At 71.1% G+C, this 16152-nt stretch carries 13 protein-coding genes and 1 tRNA gene; 5 read left to right on the forward strand and 9 right to left on the reverse strand.

Going from position 1 to position 16152, the window contains the following annotated elements; translation table 11 throughout:
• Positions 1-5: 5 nt before the first annotated feature.
• Positions 6-1046, reverse strand: a complete 1041-nt coding sequence (locus I4Q55_RS08150; RefSeq protein WP_206785389.1) for an erythromycin esterase family protein — start codon at positions 1044-1046, stop codon at positions 6-8.
• Positions 1047-1063: 17 nt separating this feature from the next.
• On the opposite strand from I4Q55_RS08150, the gene I4Q55_RS08155 reads away from it, so the two are divergent.
• On the forward strand, positions 1064-1765 hold the full coding sequence (locus I4Q55_RS08155) for a TioE family transcriptional regulator (RefSeq protein WP_242545488.1): 702 nt from the start codon (positions 1064-1066) through the stop codon (positions 1763-1765).
• Here the strand turns inward: I4Q55_RS08155 and I4Q55_RS08160 are convergent.
• Both I4Q55_RS08160 and I4Q55_RS08165 read right to left on the reverse strand, forming a co-directional pair.
• Positions 1754-2596, reverse strand: a complete 843-nt coding sequence (locus I4Q55_RS08160) for an ion transporter (protein WP_206785390.1) — start codon at positions 2594-2596, stop codon at positions 1754-1756. The genes I4Q55_RS08155 and I4Q55_RS08160 overlap by 12 nt on opposite strands.
• A 27-nt stretch (positions 2597-2623) precedes the next feature.
• Positions 2624-3646: a hypothetical protein gene (locus I4Q55_RS08165; RefSeq protein WP_206785391.1), complete on the reverse strand. Its 1023-nt coding sequence runs from the start codon at positions 3644-3646 to the stop codon at positions 2624-2626.
• Between the two features lie 351 nt (positions 3647-3997).
• On the opposite strand from I4Q55_RS08165, the gene I4Q55_RS08170 reads away from it, so the two are divergent.
• The 4 genes from I4Q55_RS08170 to I4Q55_RS08185 all read left to right on the forward strand — a co-directional run bounded on the left by I4Q55_RS08170 (position 3998) and on the right by I4Q55_RS08185 (position 7195).
• Positions 3998-6196 carry a helix-turn-helix domain-containing protein gene (locus tag I4Q55_RS08170; RefSeq protein WP_206785392.1) on the forward strand — a complete coding sequence of 733 codons (2199 nt, stop codon included), beginning with the start codon at positions 3998-4000 and terminating at the stop codon, positions 6194-6196.
• Between the two features lie 162 nt (positions 6197-6358).
• A complete protein-coding gene (locus tag I4Q55_RS08175) occupies positions 6359-6595 on the forward strand; it encodes a hypothetical protein (protein ID WP_206785393.1) in 237 nt (78 codons plus the stop codon).
• Between the two features lie 29 nt (positions 6596-6624).
• Positions 6625-6879 carry a hypothetical protein gene (locus I4Q55_RS08180; protein ID WP_206785394.1) on the forward strand — a complete coding sequence of 85 codons (255 nt, stop codon included), beginning with the start codon at positions 6625-6627 and terminating at the stop codon, positions 6877-6879.
• 151 nt (positions 6880-7030) lie between these two features.
• On the forward strand, positions 7031-7195 hold the full coding sequence (locus I4Q55_RS08185; protein ID WP_206785395.1) for a hypothetical protein: 165 nt from the start codon (positions 7031-7033) through the stop codon (positions 7193-7195).
• Here I4Q55_RS08185 and I4Q55_RS50940 read toward each other — a convergent pair.
• The 6 genes from I4Q55_RS50940 to I4Q55_RS08210 all read right to left on the reverse strand — a co-directional run bounded on the left by I4Q55_RS50940 (position 7185) and on the right by I4Q55_RS08210 (position 16149).
• The gene (locus tag I4Q55_RS50940; protein WP_374194453.1) at positions 7185-7598 is read right to left on the reverse strand and encodes a TetR family transcriptional regulator; all 414 of its coding nucleotides are present in this window, start codon (positions 7596-7598) and stop codon (positions 7185-7187) included. The two genes, I4Q55_RS08185 and I4Q55_RS50940, sit on opposite strands and share 11 nt — an antisense overlap.
• A gap of 60 nt (positions 7599-7658) precedes the next feature.
• On the reverse strand, positions 7659-7901 hold the full coding sequence (locus I4Q55_RS49045) for a hypothetical protein (RefSeq protein WP_242545490.1): 243 nt from the start codon (positions 7899-7901) through the stop codon (positions 7659-7661).
• A 17-nt stretch (positions 7902-7918) separates the two neighbouring features.
• Complete coding sequence (locus tag I4Q55_RS08195) at positions 7919-8602, reverse strand: alpha/beta fold hydrolase (protein ID WP_242545491.1); 684 nt, start codon at positions 8600-8602, stop codon at positions 7919-7921.
• Between the two features lie 77 nt (positions 8603-8679).
• A tRNA-Glu gene (locus tag I4Q55_RS08200) sits at positions 8680-8751 on the reverse strand.
• Positions 8752-9277: 526 nt separating this feature from the next.
• Positions 9278-14143: a DNA repair ATPase gene (locus tag I4Q55_RS08205; RefSeq protein WP_206785396.1), complete on the reverse strand. Its 4866-nt coding sequence runs from the start codon at positions 14141-14143 to the stop codon at positions 9278-9280.
• Entirely contained in the window at positions 14140-16149 is a 2010-nt protein-coding gene (locus tag I4Q55_RS08210; protein WP_206785397.1) for a flotillin family protein, read from the reverse strand. Before I4Q55_RS08210 ends, I4Q55_RS08205 begins: the two co-directional genes overlap by 4 nt.
• Positions 16150-16152 lie beyond the last annotated feature (3 nt).

Genomic DNA, 16152 nt, shown 5'->3' on the forward strand with positions numbered 1-16152 from the left:
GCCGGCTACCCGGCAGCTCCCGCACCCGGCTCGGTGCGGGGGCTGCCGGACCCTATGGCTATGTGCCACACTGCTGTGGCACTTTCGCATAGGGTGTCGTCGAGGCCGAAATAACCGCGGTCCGGCCTGGTGTCGGCGCGCTTGCGACCGGCCGGGACGCCGGCCAGTCTCCACGTCTTCGTCCCGCGCTGCAGCACGCCTTCGTAGGTGTCCGGCGCCGGCTCGCCGAGGCCGATGGCCTCGCTGCGGCCGAGGCTCCCGGCGATGAAGGCGTACCGGTCGCCGAGCAGGGCGCCGACGATCGCGCCCGCGCCGGACCCCGTGCGTTGCAAGTGGACGTTGTGCGAGAACACCAGCGTCGGACCGCGGCGAGCCTCGATGGCGCGGATGTCCAGGAGGTTCTCGGCCATGAGCACCGCGCGTACGCCCGCGAGGCGGGAAATCCGCGTGTCCCGGTCGCCGGGTTGCGCCGAAGCCGCGTGGTAGCGCAGCAGGCCGCGTCCGGCCATGGCGTGCACTTTGGCCCGCTCCCAGGCCGCGTCCAGGCGGGGTGCGGCGGCATGGAGGGCGACGAGCAGGTCGTCGGCGAGCACCCGCAGCTCGCGGGCCTCGGGTGACGCGCCGGGCGACTGCGCCGGGTCGAGGATCGCCTCGGACCGGCTCCACCGCTCGTCGTCGCCGGCCAGTGCCGCGATGTCGACGTCGAGACCCAGGTAGTCGCGGGCGTGTTCGAGGTAGGTGCGCGGGCTGGGCGCGCTGAAGATCTCCGTCGGGGCATCGAAGCCGTGGAAGGCCAGCGGCTCGTCGGCGGTCTCGTTGTACTCGCGCAGCCACTTCAGCAGCTGCTGGTTGGCCGCCACTTCGCCCAGGTTGTGCGAGAAGCCGCCGTCGAGCGCGGCCACGCGGTCGGTCTCCAGCGCGATCGACCGGAAGCCGTGCTCGGCGAGCCGGGCGAAGAGGTCGTTGCGGAGCCACGCGCAGGCCGGTTCGAAGTGGGTGGGCTCGCCCAGCCCGAGCAGTTCGGCGGTGAAGTCGGTGATGTCCATGTGGTTGAATCGTATCCTTGAAGACCCGATTGAGACCTGCCGATCTCGCGCGCGAGCACGGCCTCTCCACCCAGGCGGTCCGCAACTACGAGCAGGAAGGCTTCCTGCCGCCGGCCGCACGCACCCCGAGCGGCTACCGGATCTACACGGAAACCCACGCGGCAGCACTCCGGGCGTTCCTCGCACTGGCCCGGGCCTACGGGCACGCGACAGCGGGCGGGATCATGCACGCCGTCAACGCCGGCGACGTCGACCGCGCGCTGACCCTCGTCGACCGCGGACACGAGCAGCTGCTCCGCGACCGCGAAACCCTCAACACGGTCCGCAGGGCGATCGGGTCGCTGACGACCGGGCGGGCATCCGAGCCGGCCACGACCGGCTGGTCGATCGGCGAGCTCGCGCGCCGCCTCGGCGTCACCGCGGCGACCGTGCGGGCGTGGGAACGCGCGGGCGTCCTGGTGCCCGCGCGGAACCGGGCGACCGGCCACCGGGTCTTCCAGGCGGCCGACATCCGGGACGCGGAACTGGCCCACCTACTCCGCCGCGGCGGCTACCCGCTGGCCCACATCGCGACGGTGGTCGAGCAGGTCCGCACCGCGGGCGGCACCGAGTCGCTGGTCCAGGCGCTCGCGACGTGGCAGCGGCGGCTCACCGACCGCGGCTTGGCGATGCTCGACGCGGCCGCCCGGCTCGGCGCGTACCTGGCGTCACGGCCGTGAACCCGGGTGCAGCCGGTCGAACTCGTGCGCGGCCGAGCGCTGGGTGCGCACCCGCAGCAGCTTCTCCTCGGCTTCGTCGTCGACCTCGTTGAGCCCGAGCTGCACGGCCAGCCGGATCTGCTCCCGGTTTTCCCGGACCACGGCGGAGAAGAAGTCGTCGATCCGCGGGTCGAGGAGCACTTCGAGCAGCACGCGGAACGAGGTGTCGACGCAGGCGCGCACGATCTCGTCGTGGAACGGCAGCCGCTTGAGCTTCCCCAGCTGCGGGTCCGCGGCGATCTTCTCGGCGATGATCCCGCGCAGCTCGTCCTTGTGGGCCCCGAGCGACTTGGCGAGGTTCTCCGGGTAGTTGCCGGTTTCCAGGACCTTGACGACCTCGTCGAGCACCGCGATGGTCACCGGCTTCTTGATCGCCTTCACGATCGGCTCGGACAGCTTGTCGACGAGCCGGTAGGTGAACTGCTCGCCGACGGCCCGGTCCGCGGCCCGCCCGATCCGCACGAGCAGCAGCACGACGCTGACGAACTTGTGCGCGGTCATGGCGGGGTGCGCGACCGGGATCATGGCGAACAGCTCGTACCAGTTGCGCACGAGGAACTTCCGCGCCCACCGCCGTTTCCGCCAGCGCCACAGGAATTCGAGGAGGAAGACCCCGCAGATCCCGCAGTCGACGAAGAAGATGACGAGCCCGACGTCCCGCGCGGGCGGGCTGAGCACCATGAACCCGAGCAACCCGACCGAGCCGGCGGCGAGCACCAGCATGATCCAGTCGTCGATGCGCACGTTTCCGGGCAGCACCCCGCTGTTGAGCTCCGGTTCACGGGTGACCATGCCCGATGATGGCACGGACACCGCTGGTCAGCCGGGCGGACCCGAGCCCGGAAGTGTCGCGTTTCCGCACGAAGCGGGCTGCCAGCCCACGCCGTAGGACCGCGCCGGCCGCAGGTCGCGGAAACCGGTGCGCACCTCGCCCGCGTTGTCGAGGAAGAGCGGCTTGCGCGCGGTCAGCGGGTCCTGGGCGTCCTTGGAGAGTTCGCCGTCGATGCGCCAGACGCGCTGCGGTGGCCGCGCCCGGTCGAACCGGACGTTGAGGTCGAAGCTCTCGCACGGGAATTCCGGGGTGCAGCAGTAGAACGGCGCCGGCAGCTCGTCGACCCGGATCCGGAAGAAGAACTCGTGCTCGTCGCCGGCGTCCAGCGGCTGCGGCGGGCGCAGGCTGAAGGCGACCCGGGTGGTGCTGACCAGCCGCACGGAATGCACCTCACCACCGGCGACGACGTCTATGCCGAGGCGCGAGAGGTCCAGCGGGTCGGTGGTGCTGGCCGGCCGGGCGAGGGAGACGGCGTGCTCGACGTCGGCGAGGCCGGCGACGTGGCTGACCACCCGCCGGGTCTCGAAGACCTCGGCGGCGGCCGCCCCGGTCATGGTCAGCCGCACCGCCAGCGCCGACGTGTGCCAGGGACCGTCCTGGCTGATCGCCGCGCCTCCGTACGGCCACGGTGCCCCGTACGCGGCTTCGGCGATCAGGTAGACGACGTCGTCGGCGCGGCGCTGCATCGTGCGCACGTTGCGGTCGGCCCCCGTGCCCAGCAACTGGAGACGCTGCGTGTAGCGCTCGTTCGGGCCGGTACCGAAACCGAGGACGATCCGCGCCGTTTCCCGATGCGATTCGGACAGCGTCTCGATCAACCGGCGAAGCGTTTCGACCACCTTGCCGCGAACGGTTCCCGGGCTGTCGTCTTCGTGGACACCGCACACTTCGCGCAACTGTTCACCGACGGTCGAAGGCAGGCTCTTGGCTTGGATGCCCAGCCCCTTGCGAAGCAGTTTAAGCTCCGCCGAGAGAGCGTTGATCTTCGCTTCGGCCGCGTCCTGAGCCAAGCCGTCACCTCCGTCCTGGTCGCCCGCGGGGAAGTCTACCGTGTTTCCCGCCGTTTCCGGATCCGGGAAACAACGCAGGTCAGCGGTTTCCCGGGAGAGGCAACGGGAAACGTCTGTCGCCGGGTAATTCGCCGGGTCAAGCTTACGTCGTCGAAATCCTTCGGCAACCGAGGAAGTCGCCGCACGAAAACCGCGGCGACGGCGATCCGGAAAGGGGAACGCGATGCACACGCACCTCGTCATCGTGCTCGGCCAGCTGGTCTCCCTGCTGGGCTGACCAGGTACGCCGCCGACGGGCCCGGGCCGCCGGCGGACCTTCCCCCCGTTCGCCGATTACAGGATGATCGATCCATGCCGGACTTTGGAGCGGAATTGAAGCGTCGACGGATGTCGGTCGGCATGTCACTGACCGGGCTCGCGGCGTCCGTGCATTTCACCAAGGGCTACCTCAGCAAGGTGGAGAACGGCAAGGTCCGGGTGAACCGCGACCTGGCCAAGGCCTGCGACCAGGCACTGGGCGCCGGCGGTGAACTGCTCGCCCTGGTCTCGGATTCCGTGCTGCCCGCCCGCCGCAGCGCCGGCGGCATCGTCGGGCTGCCGGACAGCGGGCGGTACTTCGTCGGCCGCGAAACCGAGCTCGAAGCGCTTTCCGCGCGGCTGCTCGACCCGGACCACGCCCGGGTCGGCGTGGTGCACGGGATGGCGGGGGCCGGCAAGACGGCACTCGCCGTCGCCGCCGCCCGGCGGGTCGCGGCCACCTTCCCCGACGGCTGTCTCTTCTTCGACCTCCGCGGCCACACGCCCGGAGCCGTCGAGCTGTCCCCCGGCGAGGCCCTGCACCGGCTGCTGCGGCTGCTGGACGTCTCGGCGGACCAGCTGCCCGCCGACGAGGACGGCCTGGCCAACCTGGTCCGCGACCAGCTGCGCGGGCGGCGGATGATCCTCGTGCTCGACAACGTCCGGTCCGCCGAGCAGATCCGGGCCATCGTGGACGGCGAGACGTCGTCCCGCATCCTGGTGACCAGCCGCGGCCGGCTGCCCGCGCTCGACGACGCCTGGCACTTCCCGGTCGAGGTGCTGCCGCTCGGCGACGCCGTGCGGCTGCTGCGGTCGGTCGCCGGCGACCACGCACCCGGCGACGACGAGGTGGCGACCGAGATCGTCCGGCACTGCGGCCGCCTGCCGCTCGCGGTGCGCATCGTGGCCGCCCGGTTCGTCGCCGGCGGCTGGACGGCGGCGAAGCTGCGCGACCGGCTGGCCGACGAGACCACCCGGCTCGGCGCGCTGGAGGACGGCGAGCGCAGCGTCGCGACGGCGTTCGCCGTCTCGTACGAAGCACTGCCCGGCGACCAGCGGCGGCTGCTGGGCCTGCTCGCCCTGCACCCCGCGGCGGCCGCGGAAACCACCGCGGTCGAAGCGCTCGCCGGGCTCGCCGCGGGCGAAGCGGACCGCCTGGTGGACCGGCTGCACGACGCGCACCTGGTCGTCCGCGACGAACGCGGGTACGTCGAGCTCCACGACCTGATGCGCACGTTCGCGGCGAAGCACGCGTTGCCCCAGGTGGCTCCGGACGACCGCAAAGTAGCGGTGCGCAGGTTGGTCGAGCACCTGGTCGCGCTGACACTGGCAGCCGACGAGCTCGCCGAGCCGTACCGGTTCCGCCCGCCGACCGGCCTGCCGAGCCCGGCCGAGCTGCCGTTTTCGGAGGCCGAAGGCGCACTCGCCTGGCTCGCCGCGCAGTGGCCGGCACTCGCCGACATCGTCGATTCCGCGGCCCGGCACGGGTTGTACGACCGCTGCTGGCAGCTGGCGTTCGTGCTCCGCGCGTTCTTCTTCCGCGAGAAGCTGTTCGAGCCGTGGATCCGCACGCACGAACGCGCCCTGGAGGCGGCGCGGGCGGCAGCCGACCCCAGCGCGACGGGCATGATCCTCAACAACCTGGGCATGGCGCACATCGAGTCGGGCCGCCCCGACGACGCGGTCCGCTACCACCGCCAGGCCCAGGAGCAGTTCGCACTGGCCCGCGACGACCGCGGCGCGACGGACGCGCTGTCCAGCTTGGCGTGGGCCCGCCTGTACCGCGGCGAGGCCGAGCCGGCCCTGGCGGACTTGACGACGGTGCTGGCCGTGTACCGCCGGACGGGCCGGACCCGCAATGTGGTGATCGCGTTGCGCGGGATAGCGCTCGCTTCGGTGGCCCTGGAACGGTTTCCCGAGGCACTGGCTGCCGCGGAGGAGGCGAGTGGGCTCGCGCAGCTGCCGGTCGACCGCGCGATGTCGGCGAACTGTGAGGCCTGGGTGCAGTTCCGCGCGGGCCGCTGGGAGGAGGCGTCGCGTTGTTACCGGCGGGCGGCCGACCTGGCGGACGACGCGGGAAGCGAGTACGAAAGGGCCCGCGCGTTGACGGGGCTGGGCAACACGGCGGCGGAGCGCGGCTCGCGGAGGGAGGCAGAGCGCTGGTGGGCGGAGGCGGCCGCGTACCGGGTGACCCTCAACCCGGCGGTGCTCGGCGAGGCGGAGTACCGGAACCGGCCGGCATTCGCGGAGTGAGGAAAGGGCGGCCGATGGTGTGCGCCGAGCACGGTGAGTGATCCGCCTCGAAGCCGGTGTGCGCCGAACACGCGGCGACCCCCAATCCCGCAGTCGCCGTTCGCCCGATGAAGCTTGTCCGGCCACCCGTTTTTGCCGGGCCCCGTCGGCAATCTCCGCGGCATGACCTCTGAGGATCCCGAATTCGGCGAAATCGCGAGGGGCATGGCTGCGGCCCTGCGCCCGAGCGCGGGCACCGCGTCCTCCGCCACCCTGCAGTGGCACCGTTACATGCCGCCCCTGGAACACGTGGCCGCGATTCCCGGACGTGAGCTGGTCCAGGAGCTCTACCTCAACGACGCCGGTGACGTCGGCCTGGCGGTGTTCGAACCCTTGGCGTCGCTTGGGACCTCCCGCTGACGGGCGTCGAATCGCCGCTCGACCTCACGGTGCTGCGCACACTGCCGCGCCTGACCCAGCTCGGCCTCCGGGGGCCGAGCTGCGACCTGCCCGCCCTGCGGGTGCTGAAACTGGACATGGACCAGGTACGCGGCCTGCTCGCCGCGGGCCGCCCGCTGCCCCGGCTCGCCGCGTTGTTCGTCACCGGCAGAACGACCCTGCCGGAGATGGACGAATTGCGCTTGGCCTTCGGCCGGCACGATCCCGAAGGGACGGTGACCGAGATTTCCGGTGCCCTGACCTGACCGGTGTTTCCCGCGGGCAAGCCGTTTCCGGCAACGGGAAACGGCTTGTCGCGCCCCGCTCCCGGCGCGCACCATCGAGGCAGACCGAATTTCGCGGACACCGCGAAATCAACCGAACCCCGGTCGCCGGGGAAATCGCGAGGAGCCTGCCATGGTGGTCGTCTGTTCCGTTTCCGCCCTCGTCCGCGCGGCGCTGTTCATCGTCGTGCTCGCGCTGGTCGCCGGGCTGGCTCTCGCGGGATCCGCCGCGCGCGCGACCACGCCCGCCCCGGACCCGGCGGTGGCCACCGCCGCCGCGGACCCCGTCACGCACTGAACGTCCGGGCTTTTCCAGCCCCAGGTGCTCGATCAGCCCGGGCCAGCTGGTCGGCGTACCGCCGGGCGAACCCGGGCGAGTCGCCGTCGGGGCCGTCGCGATCTGCTCGGCCGTTCCCGCCAGGAGCCGCGTGCGCGGCGCGTGGCCGGGGTCGGTGTCCGGGCTTGCGTACTCCAGGCCCGACCAGGCCGGCAGCCGGACGCCGTCGCGGCTCTCGAGCGCTTCCAACGCCATCCGCCGCACCTGCTCGGACAGCGGCAGGTCCGGGGTCATCAGCTCGCTCTGGCACTCCCCACGCCTCCGACATCGCCCGGTAGAGGCCTTCCTTGCCGTCGAAGTAGTACGAAATCAGCTGCTGGTTGACCCCGGCCCGCGCGGCGATCCGCGGCTGTACGTCAACCAACCGGACGACTCTGTCAACCCGACGTTTGATTGAGTCCGGCAGGCGGTGGAGAGGTGTGGGTCAGCCTTCAAGCACCTCCCGCAGCTTCTTGGCGAAGGCCTCCGGCTGGCCCGCGTAACCGAACTCGCCGCCCAGGAAACCGCCGTGGTGGCTCGGGAACACGGTCACCTCCTGACCGAGCCGCTCGGCCGTGCCCACCGCGGCTCGCCCGGTGAAGACCTCGCGGGACTCCTCACCCACCGCGACGACGATCCGGGTCGGCACCGCCGCCAGCGCCTCGACGTCGAGCCGGTACGTGCTCACCGCGAGGGAGCGCTCGCTCAGCAGCGGGTCGTCGCGGCGGCCGTCGTCTTCGGCCGGCAGGCCGAAGACGGCCGGGTCCGCCGATGGCAGCGCGGCGGAGGAGTCGGTGTGCGGGGCGTGGCACGACCGCCCCCCCCCCCCCCCCCCACGGCCGGGTCCGCCGATGGCAGCGCGAAGTAGGCGTCGGTGAGCGGGCCTTGCCACGACGTCATCGCGATGAACGCCGCCATCCCCGCTCCGAAGCCCTTGGCCTGGTAGGCGTCTCGCATCGCTTGGCTGGCCCGCTCGACCGCGGCGGCGTCCGGCAGCGATTCGACGAGTGGCGGCTCGTGGGCGACGAAGGTGCTCACGACCTCCGGGTGCGCCGTGACCAGCGCGAACCCGGCCACCGCGCCGCCGCTGCTCCCGAACACCTCGACGGCGCCTGCCCCCAGCGCCTGGATGACGGCGTGGATGTCCTCCGCCTGGAGCGCCGGCACGTGGTCCACCCGCCCGTCCTTGCGGACACTGCGCCCGAGCCCGCGCGGGTCGTAGGTGACCACGGTGCGGTCGGCGAAGTGCGACGCCAACGTGCCGAACCCCTCGGCGGTCATCGGCTGCCCGATCATGAGCAGCGGTGGCCGCGAGCTCTCGGCGGGCGCCGGGCCGTGGACGTCGTAGACGATGTCGGCAGCGGGTGTTTCCAGTGTGTGCGTGGTCATGGGGCCTCTCTGATCTGGACTCATCGAGAGACTAGACCGGGGCACCGACAGTTTCCGTCGCCGCGCCCCGGGGCGGGTAGCGCGTCCGGGAGTCGAACCCGGGTCTCCCGGGTGAAAGCCGGGAATCCGTTCCACTGGACCAACGCGCCGAGCACTCGCGTCCGTGCACTGATTTGCGACGAAGACGAGCGCGGGGAAAATGAGCACCGGCGGAAGGAGTCGAACCCTCTGGCCGCGGTTTTGGAGGCCGCGCCGCTTCCCAAGCTCGCCGATGAGAAAAGCCGCCCGGACCGGTTTCCCGGTGGGCGGCTCCTCGCCATGACGAACACTACGTCACGGCGAGGAACCCGGAAGGCCGTGCCACCGCGAGAAGACGCTCGCGGCGGCGGTCCGCCGCCACGCTTCCCGCATCTCCGTGCGCGTCATGATCACTCCCGAGCTTCTTCCGTGTGGCACCATCCTCCGGCACCCGCCCGTGCGGGGTCAAAACCTTTTCCCGGCCGTCCCGCGAGGACGGTCAGCGTGGGCTGCCTGTCACTTGAGGAAGTTCATGATTTCTCCCCTGAAGCAGGACCGACGACCGGTAGCACGCCCAGCGCACCGGTCCGGTTGATGCCCGCCGGTCCACGTCACCCGAGCAGCCCACGCCGGGCGGAAATCCGCCCGGCAACGCAATCAAGCGTCCTCTCGCGCCAGCCGCTGGGCCGCGCGACCGATGGCCGACTCGATCGCGCCGACCCGGTCGGCCAGCAGGCCCACCGCGCCGACCGCGCGGCTCATCGGGTCCTCGCCGTCCCCGCCGAGCGCCTGTTCCCGCAGGTACGCGGCCTTGACGTCGGCCCACCGCCGAGCTTGCGAAGGGGAGAGCCGTCCCCGCAGCTCGGCCAGCTTGAGCAGGTTGGCCTCGGCGTCCGAGGTCAACGTCTGCGCCTCGCCGGCGTAGTGGTCGTCGATCAGGGCCTCGAGCTCCGCGTCGTTCATCGCGGGCACGATCCGCTCGGCGAGCTTGTTCATGTTCCGGTACGAACCCTGCAGCCGGAACGGCGGTTCGGTGCGCGACGCGTCCGCCTGCGCCGCCGAGGCGATGTAGGCCTTGTTGTTCGCCAGCACGGTCCGCTGCACCCGCAGGAGCTTCCGCAGCACGGCCAGTACCTGCTCGAGCTCCGCCGCCGAATACGCGTGCGAAAGCTGGTCGGCCCGCACGGAACCGTCGCCGCGCGCCAGCCGGACCAGGGTGTCCACATCGGACCGCTCGCGTGACACGAGCGGCGCCAGCACGGCGTTCGACGTCAGCGCGTTCTCGACGTAGCTCAGCGCGAAGAGCTCTTCCTTGCCGGACAGCACGTCGCCGAGGTTCCACACGTCCGCGCGGTTGGCGAGCATGTCGGGGATGCGGAACCGCTTGCCCTGCTCGGTGTACGGGTTGCCCGCCATGCACACCGCGAACCGCTTGCCACGCAGGTCGTACGTCCGCGTACGGCCCTCCCAGACCCCTTCCATCCGCCGCTGCGCGTCGCACAGGGAGATGAACTTCTGCAGCAGCTCCGGCGACGTGTGCTGGATGTCGTCGAGGTACAGCAGCACGTTGTTGCCCTGCTCCAGCGCGAACGAGATCTTCTCGACCTCCTGCCGCGCGGTCGCGTTCGGCGCGTCGGCCGGGTCGACCGAGGTGACGTCGTGGCCGAGCGCCGGGCCGTTGACCTTGACGAAGACCAGCCCGAGGCGGCTGGCGACGTACTCCATGAGGGTCGTCTTGCCGTACCCCGGTGGCGAGATGAGCAGCAGCAGGCCGGACTGGTCGGTGCGCTTGGCGTCGCCGGCCGCGCCGAGCTGCTTGGCCAGGTTGTCCCCGATCAGGGGCAGGTAGACCTCGTCGAGCAGCCGGTTCCGCACGAAGGCGCTCATCACCTTCGGCTTGTACTCGTCGAGCCGGAGCCGGTCGCGTTCGGCCGCCACCAGCTCGTTGCGCTGACGCTGGTACGCGCGGAACCCCGGCACGCGGTCACGCCGGAAGCGGTGCGTCCTGGCGAGCGTCTCGTCGAGCCGCACCGCCACCGACCGCCCGGTGAGCCGCGGGTGCGCGCCGAGCAGACCGTCCACGGTGGCAGTCAGCGTCGCCGACGAGTCGTACCGCGGCAGGTCGCACAGCTCGATCACGACGGCTTCGGGCAGCTCGTCGGCCGGCAGCCCCGAAACGTCCGCAAAGGACCTCAGCCAGGCGTCGGCGAGCTGGTACCGGTCCGCCAGCGCGTCGAGGGAACGCAGGTCCTCGGCGAAGCTGCGCCGGTCGAGCCGGAACTTGTCCAGCACCGCCCGCGCGCCGCCGCTGGTGACGAACCCGGCCGGCGCGACGGCCAGCTCTTCCACCAGGTATTCCCCCGAAAACTCGGTCTCGAGCCCAAGCCCGCCGGTGAACGCCGTGATCGCCTCGGTGAGCTCCCGCGCCAGCTCGTCGAGCGCCCGGGTGGGGCCGAACGCCTCGCGCACCCGCGCGAGCGACGCGGCCCGCGTCGTCCACGCGGCCTTGGCCCGCTCCTCGGCGCCGAACGCCCAGAACAGCTGGGCCGCCGCCCGGTCCGCGGGCGGGAAGCGCAGCAGCCCGGCGGCGGACCGCAGCCGCAGCAGGGCCGCCAGGATCGCGGCGGCGTCGTGGTCGTGCACCCCGCGCGCGTACCCCTCGTCGTACCGCTCGCCTGCCACGCTCCGCACGACGTCGAGCAGGTCGGCTTCGACCAGCTCGGCCACCGGCCGTTCGGCGAGGATCGACGTCGCCAGGTACTCGGCCCGGTAGACCTCCGGCGACTCCGAGACCAGCAGCTGATCCCAGTACGGCCGGGTCGCCTCGAACGCGGCGTCGCGCACCGGCGCCCGGTAGTCGGTGCCGGTGATCGCGAACTTCATCGAGCCGTCGTGCGGCACCAGCGTCAGGTCGATGTCCTGGGTGTTGACGGCGAAGGTGTTGCGGCCGAGGCGGATCGTCTCGCCACCCTCGCCGTAGAGGTCGAGCCGGTCGCGCAGGGCCCGGCCGGCCTCCTGGCGGGCGGCCTTCACGCGGCCGTCGAGTTCCTCGGCCCGCACCTGGTCGCCGAGCGCCCGCAGGTCTTCGACGACGCTGCGCAGCTTCGACACCATCGGATCGGCCGCGAAGTAGGTGTTGATCTCTTCGACCGAGCCGAGCGAACCGACCCGGCGCGTCACGCTGCCGAGGATGCGTTCGGCCGACTCGACCAGCCTGTCCGCCCGCCGCGCCCGTTCGTCGAGCAACGCCTGCTTGCGTGAGGAGAACGCCTCGTAGACGTCGGTGCGCTTCTCCCCGAGCGAGGTCAGGAAGTCGTCGAACTCCCCGAACCGCGATTCGAGGTTCTCCAGTTGCAGCAGCAGCCGGCCCAGCTGCTCGTCGCAGCGTTCCGGGGTGTCCGCGACCGCGAGCCCGCCGGTGATGGCCTGCGCGAGCAGCGCGAACTCGGCGGCGAACTCGGCCCGGCCCTCGGTCTCCAGGAGTTCCTTGCGGCGCCCGTCGAGCGTGGCCCTGGCCCGGTTGACGGCCCCGATCACCTCGCCGACGCGCTCCAGGATCTTCGTCCGGACGACGGCGTCGGCGATGTCCAGCCCGCCCACGACGTCGGTGAGGATCGCCAGGCCGGCGGACTGCTCGTCGAGCCGCTCGGCGACCGGGCCGGCCTCGGCGACGGTCGTGAGCGCGCCCGCCGCCGCGATCAGCCCGTCGACCTCGGCGTGGTAGCCGGTGAACGCCTCTTCGCCCTGCAGGAACCGCACGGCACGCTGCGCGGCCTCGGAAAACTCCGTGTCCAGCTCGGCGATGAGCGTGTCGACGCGGGCGGTGTCGGCGTAGCGCAGCTCCCGCACGGTGACCAGCCGCCCGCGCGCCCGGTGCAGCTCGGCGAGGCGGCGCACCCACGCGTCCGCCGCGTTCAGCGCCTCGCCCCGCACCCGCCGCACGAGCGACGCCGTGTCGGCCGCCGCGGTTTCGACGGCCTCGGCCGCCTGCGCGGTGAGCGAGGTGACCGTCTCGAACTCGTCCAGCACCTGCTCGGCGGTGACGCGGACGTCGGACAGCGGCGAGCGCAGGTCGCCCAGCTCGGTCTCGCCGAGCCAGTGGTAGTGGTCGAAGACCCGGGCGCACGCGGCGATCAGCGCCTCGAAGACCGCCGCCGACGGGGCCATGTCCCCGACCATCCTGGTGATCGACAGGCAGTCGGAGATCCCGCGGACGAGGTCGGCGTTCCCGACCCGCTCCAGCGGCCCGGTGCCGGCCGGCTGCGCCGCGGCGTAGGTGTCGGACTGGAACGGCGTCCGCCAGACCTGCATCGGGTGCACCCGGCTCGGTTCGTCGGACAGCGCGCGGAACAGGATCATCGTGCCGTCGTCGAACAGCGAGTACCCGTGGCACGGGATCGGGTTGGCGACCTCCTTGCGGATCACGTTGTACGGCAGCAGGAGCGAGCGCCCCTCGGCCCGCGCGTGGAAGACGTACAGCACGTCCTCGCCGTTGGGCGAGCGGATCACGCGCTCGAACTCGAGACCGTCCACAGTGGTGTCGAACGTCTTGCTGACGCCGGTGTCGAGATAGTAGCCGCCGGGGAAGATGATGCCGTGGTCCTCGGGGAGCCGCTGGCAGGCCTGCCCGATGCCGTCGAGCCGCACGACGTCCTGGGTGCGCGTGTTGAACACCAGGTAGCGGTGGGTGGTTTCCTTGTACGGCAGCACGCGCAGCAGGATCAGCGGGCCGATCCGGGCGTAGGCGACCTCGGCGTCGGCGAGGCTCTGCAGCGGCTCGTCCACCGGTTCGGCGTACACGCCCGCGCCGGTCTCGGTGTTGTTCTCGACCTTGACCGTCAGGTTGCCGCCGACGGTCTCGACGAACACCTCGTTCTCGATCGAGATGTGCGGGTGCCTGCCGAGGACGTGGTCCTCGCGCGTGGTCTCGATCCACTCGAAGTCGTGCGACGGCGGGAAGACGTGGTCGCGCTCGCCGCGGCTGTCCAGGTAGGACACCGTGCCGTCGGCCGCGACCGCCCACCGCAGCACCCGGATGTCCTCGGTGCGCGGGCCGATCTGGAACACCGCGAGCAGCTTCCCGTCCAGCCGGCGCAGCTGCAGCAGCTTCGCCTGGCGGTAGTACCGGTACAGCTCGCCGAAGTCCCGCCCGAACTGCTCGTCACGCAGCAGTTCGGGCAGCTCGTCGGCGCTGACGTCGTCGAAGCGGAACGCGTCTTCGTCGTGGCTGAAGCGCTGCAGCGAGAAGACGTCGTCGATCGCCGTCTCGGGCTTCAGCCCGATGAAGACGTTGTAGCCGAACAACATCCGGCCGTCGACGGCGACGATGTCCCGGGGCACGCAGTTGTTGGCGGTGCGGATGCGTTCGGTGCCGACCAGCGCGAGCTGCGCGCTGCCGAACACCTCCAGCCGCCGCGCGTTGAGCTGCTCGGCGCGGTTCGCCAGCTCCGCGGCCTGGGCGGCCAGCCGGCCGCGGAGCACGTCATACGTGCCCGCGTCCAGCTCCGTTTCGGCCGCCGTCACTGCTTCGCGGCGACGACGGTGGCGACCGACGTCTCGGCGAGGCCGAGCCGCTGCGCCGTGGTCATCAGCTCACGGAGCTTGGCGCTGTCCGGGCCGCCGGCCTGCAGCTGCTTCGCCAGGAAGGCCGACAGCGTCAGGTTCTTCACGTCTTCGGTGCTGACCGCGCCGATCAGCTTGGCGAGGTCGTCGGTGAAGCTGGCCGACCCGTCGAGGTAGGGCCGCGCAAGCGACTGGACGACGTCGGAGTGCTCCACGAAGCCGTCGACGCTCTTGCCGAGGCCGATCGAGCCGACGACCCGGTCGAAGAACATGGTCTCGCCGCCGACGATGTCGATGTCGGCCTTCTCCAGGCCGACGCTGAGCACGGTCGCCTGCGCTTCGGCGACGTCACGCTGCACCTCGAGCGCGGCCAGCCGGATCTCCTTCTCGGCGTCCAGCCGCAGCCGGTACTCCTCGTGCTCCCGGCTGGCGCTGTCGAGCGCGGCCATCGCGGCGGCCTTCTCGGTGAGGCCCTCGGCCTCGCCCTTCAGCTTCTCGCGCAGCGCTTCGGCGATCACGACGGCCTTCTCGCGCTCGACGACGGCCTCGGCGCGGCCGACCTTCTCGAGCGCGACGGCGTCGCGTTCGCGGACCTGCGCGGCGGCGAGACCGGCGGCGGCCTCCTCGGCCTGGATGCCTTCGGCGAGCCGGATCTTGGCCCGCGTCTCCAGCTCGGCGGCCTGCTGGCGCGCCTCGGCGAGGGTCAGCTCCTCGCGGGCCTTGTGCTTGGCGGCCTGCTCCGCGGCCTCGGCGGCCTTGATGCCCTTGACCAGGTTCTCCTGGGCTTCGGCCTCGGCGCGGATGACGACCGCCTCGCGGGTGCGCTGGGCCTCCTCGACCACGCGCAGCTTCTTGATGTTCTCTTCCTGCTCGGCGACGGTCTTCTCGACGGCGATCCGCTCGCGGATCACCTCGGCGATCGACCGCTTTTCGGTTTCGAGCTCCTTGTCCTTGGCGATCCGGGACAGCTCGGTCTCGCGCTCGCGGCCGATCACCTCGAGCAGGCGGTCCTTTTCGATCCGCTCGGACTCGATGGCGATGACGCGTTCGCGGTTCTTGCCGGCGACCTCGATCTCACGCTGCTGGTTCTGCTGCTGGATGCCGAGCTGCTCGTCGGTGCGCAGCTGCGCGGCCTGCGACTTGAGCCGCTCCTCGGCCTGCACCTTGGTGATCTCCGCCTCTTCGCGCGCCCGCATGGTCTCGATTTCGCGGCGCTGCTTGATTTCGGCGTCGGCCTGGCGGCGTTCCAGTTCGAGGATCGCCTCACGCGCGTCGACGTTCTGGCGCGTGATCTCCTTTTCTTCGTGACGGCGGAACTCGTTGGTGCGCACGTGCTCGATGGCCGTCAGCTCGGTGATCTTGCGGATGCCCTGCGCGTCGAGGATGTTCGCCGCGTCGAGCGACGCCATCGGGGTCTGCTCGAGGTAGTCGATCGCCGCGTCCTCCAGGCTGTAGCCGTTGAGGTCGGTGCCGATGACGCGAATGATCTGGTCGCGGAACTCGTTGCGCTTGGTGTAGAGGTCGACGAAGTCGAGCTGCTTGCCGACGGTTTTCAGGGCTTCGGAGAACTTCGCGTTGAATAATTCCTGCAGGGTCCCCTGGTCGCTGGCGCGTTCGGTGCCGATCGCCTGCGCGACCTTGACGACGTCCTCGACGGTTTTGTTGACGCGGACGAAGAACGAGATCCGGATGTCGGCGCGGATGTTGTCGCGGCAGATCAGGCCTTCCTGGCCGGTGCGCTCGATGTCGATCGTCTTCACCGAGATGTCCATGACCTCGGACTTGTGCAGCACGGGCAGCACGACCGCGCCGGTGAAGGTGACGTCGACCTTGCGCACCTTGGAGATGATCAGCGCCTTGCCCTGCGGCACCTTGCGGAACAGCCGGCTCACGACGAACAGCAGCACGAGGACGATCAGGACCACGACGGCGATCAACACGCCGGCCCCCAGGCCGATGGCATCCATTCA

Source organism: Amycolatopsis sp. MtRt-6, assembly GCF_017308975.1.
In the GTDB taxonomy this organism is placed as follows: Bacteria; Actinomycetota; Actinomycetes; order Mycobacteriales; family Pseudonocardiaceae; genus Amycolatopsis.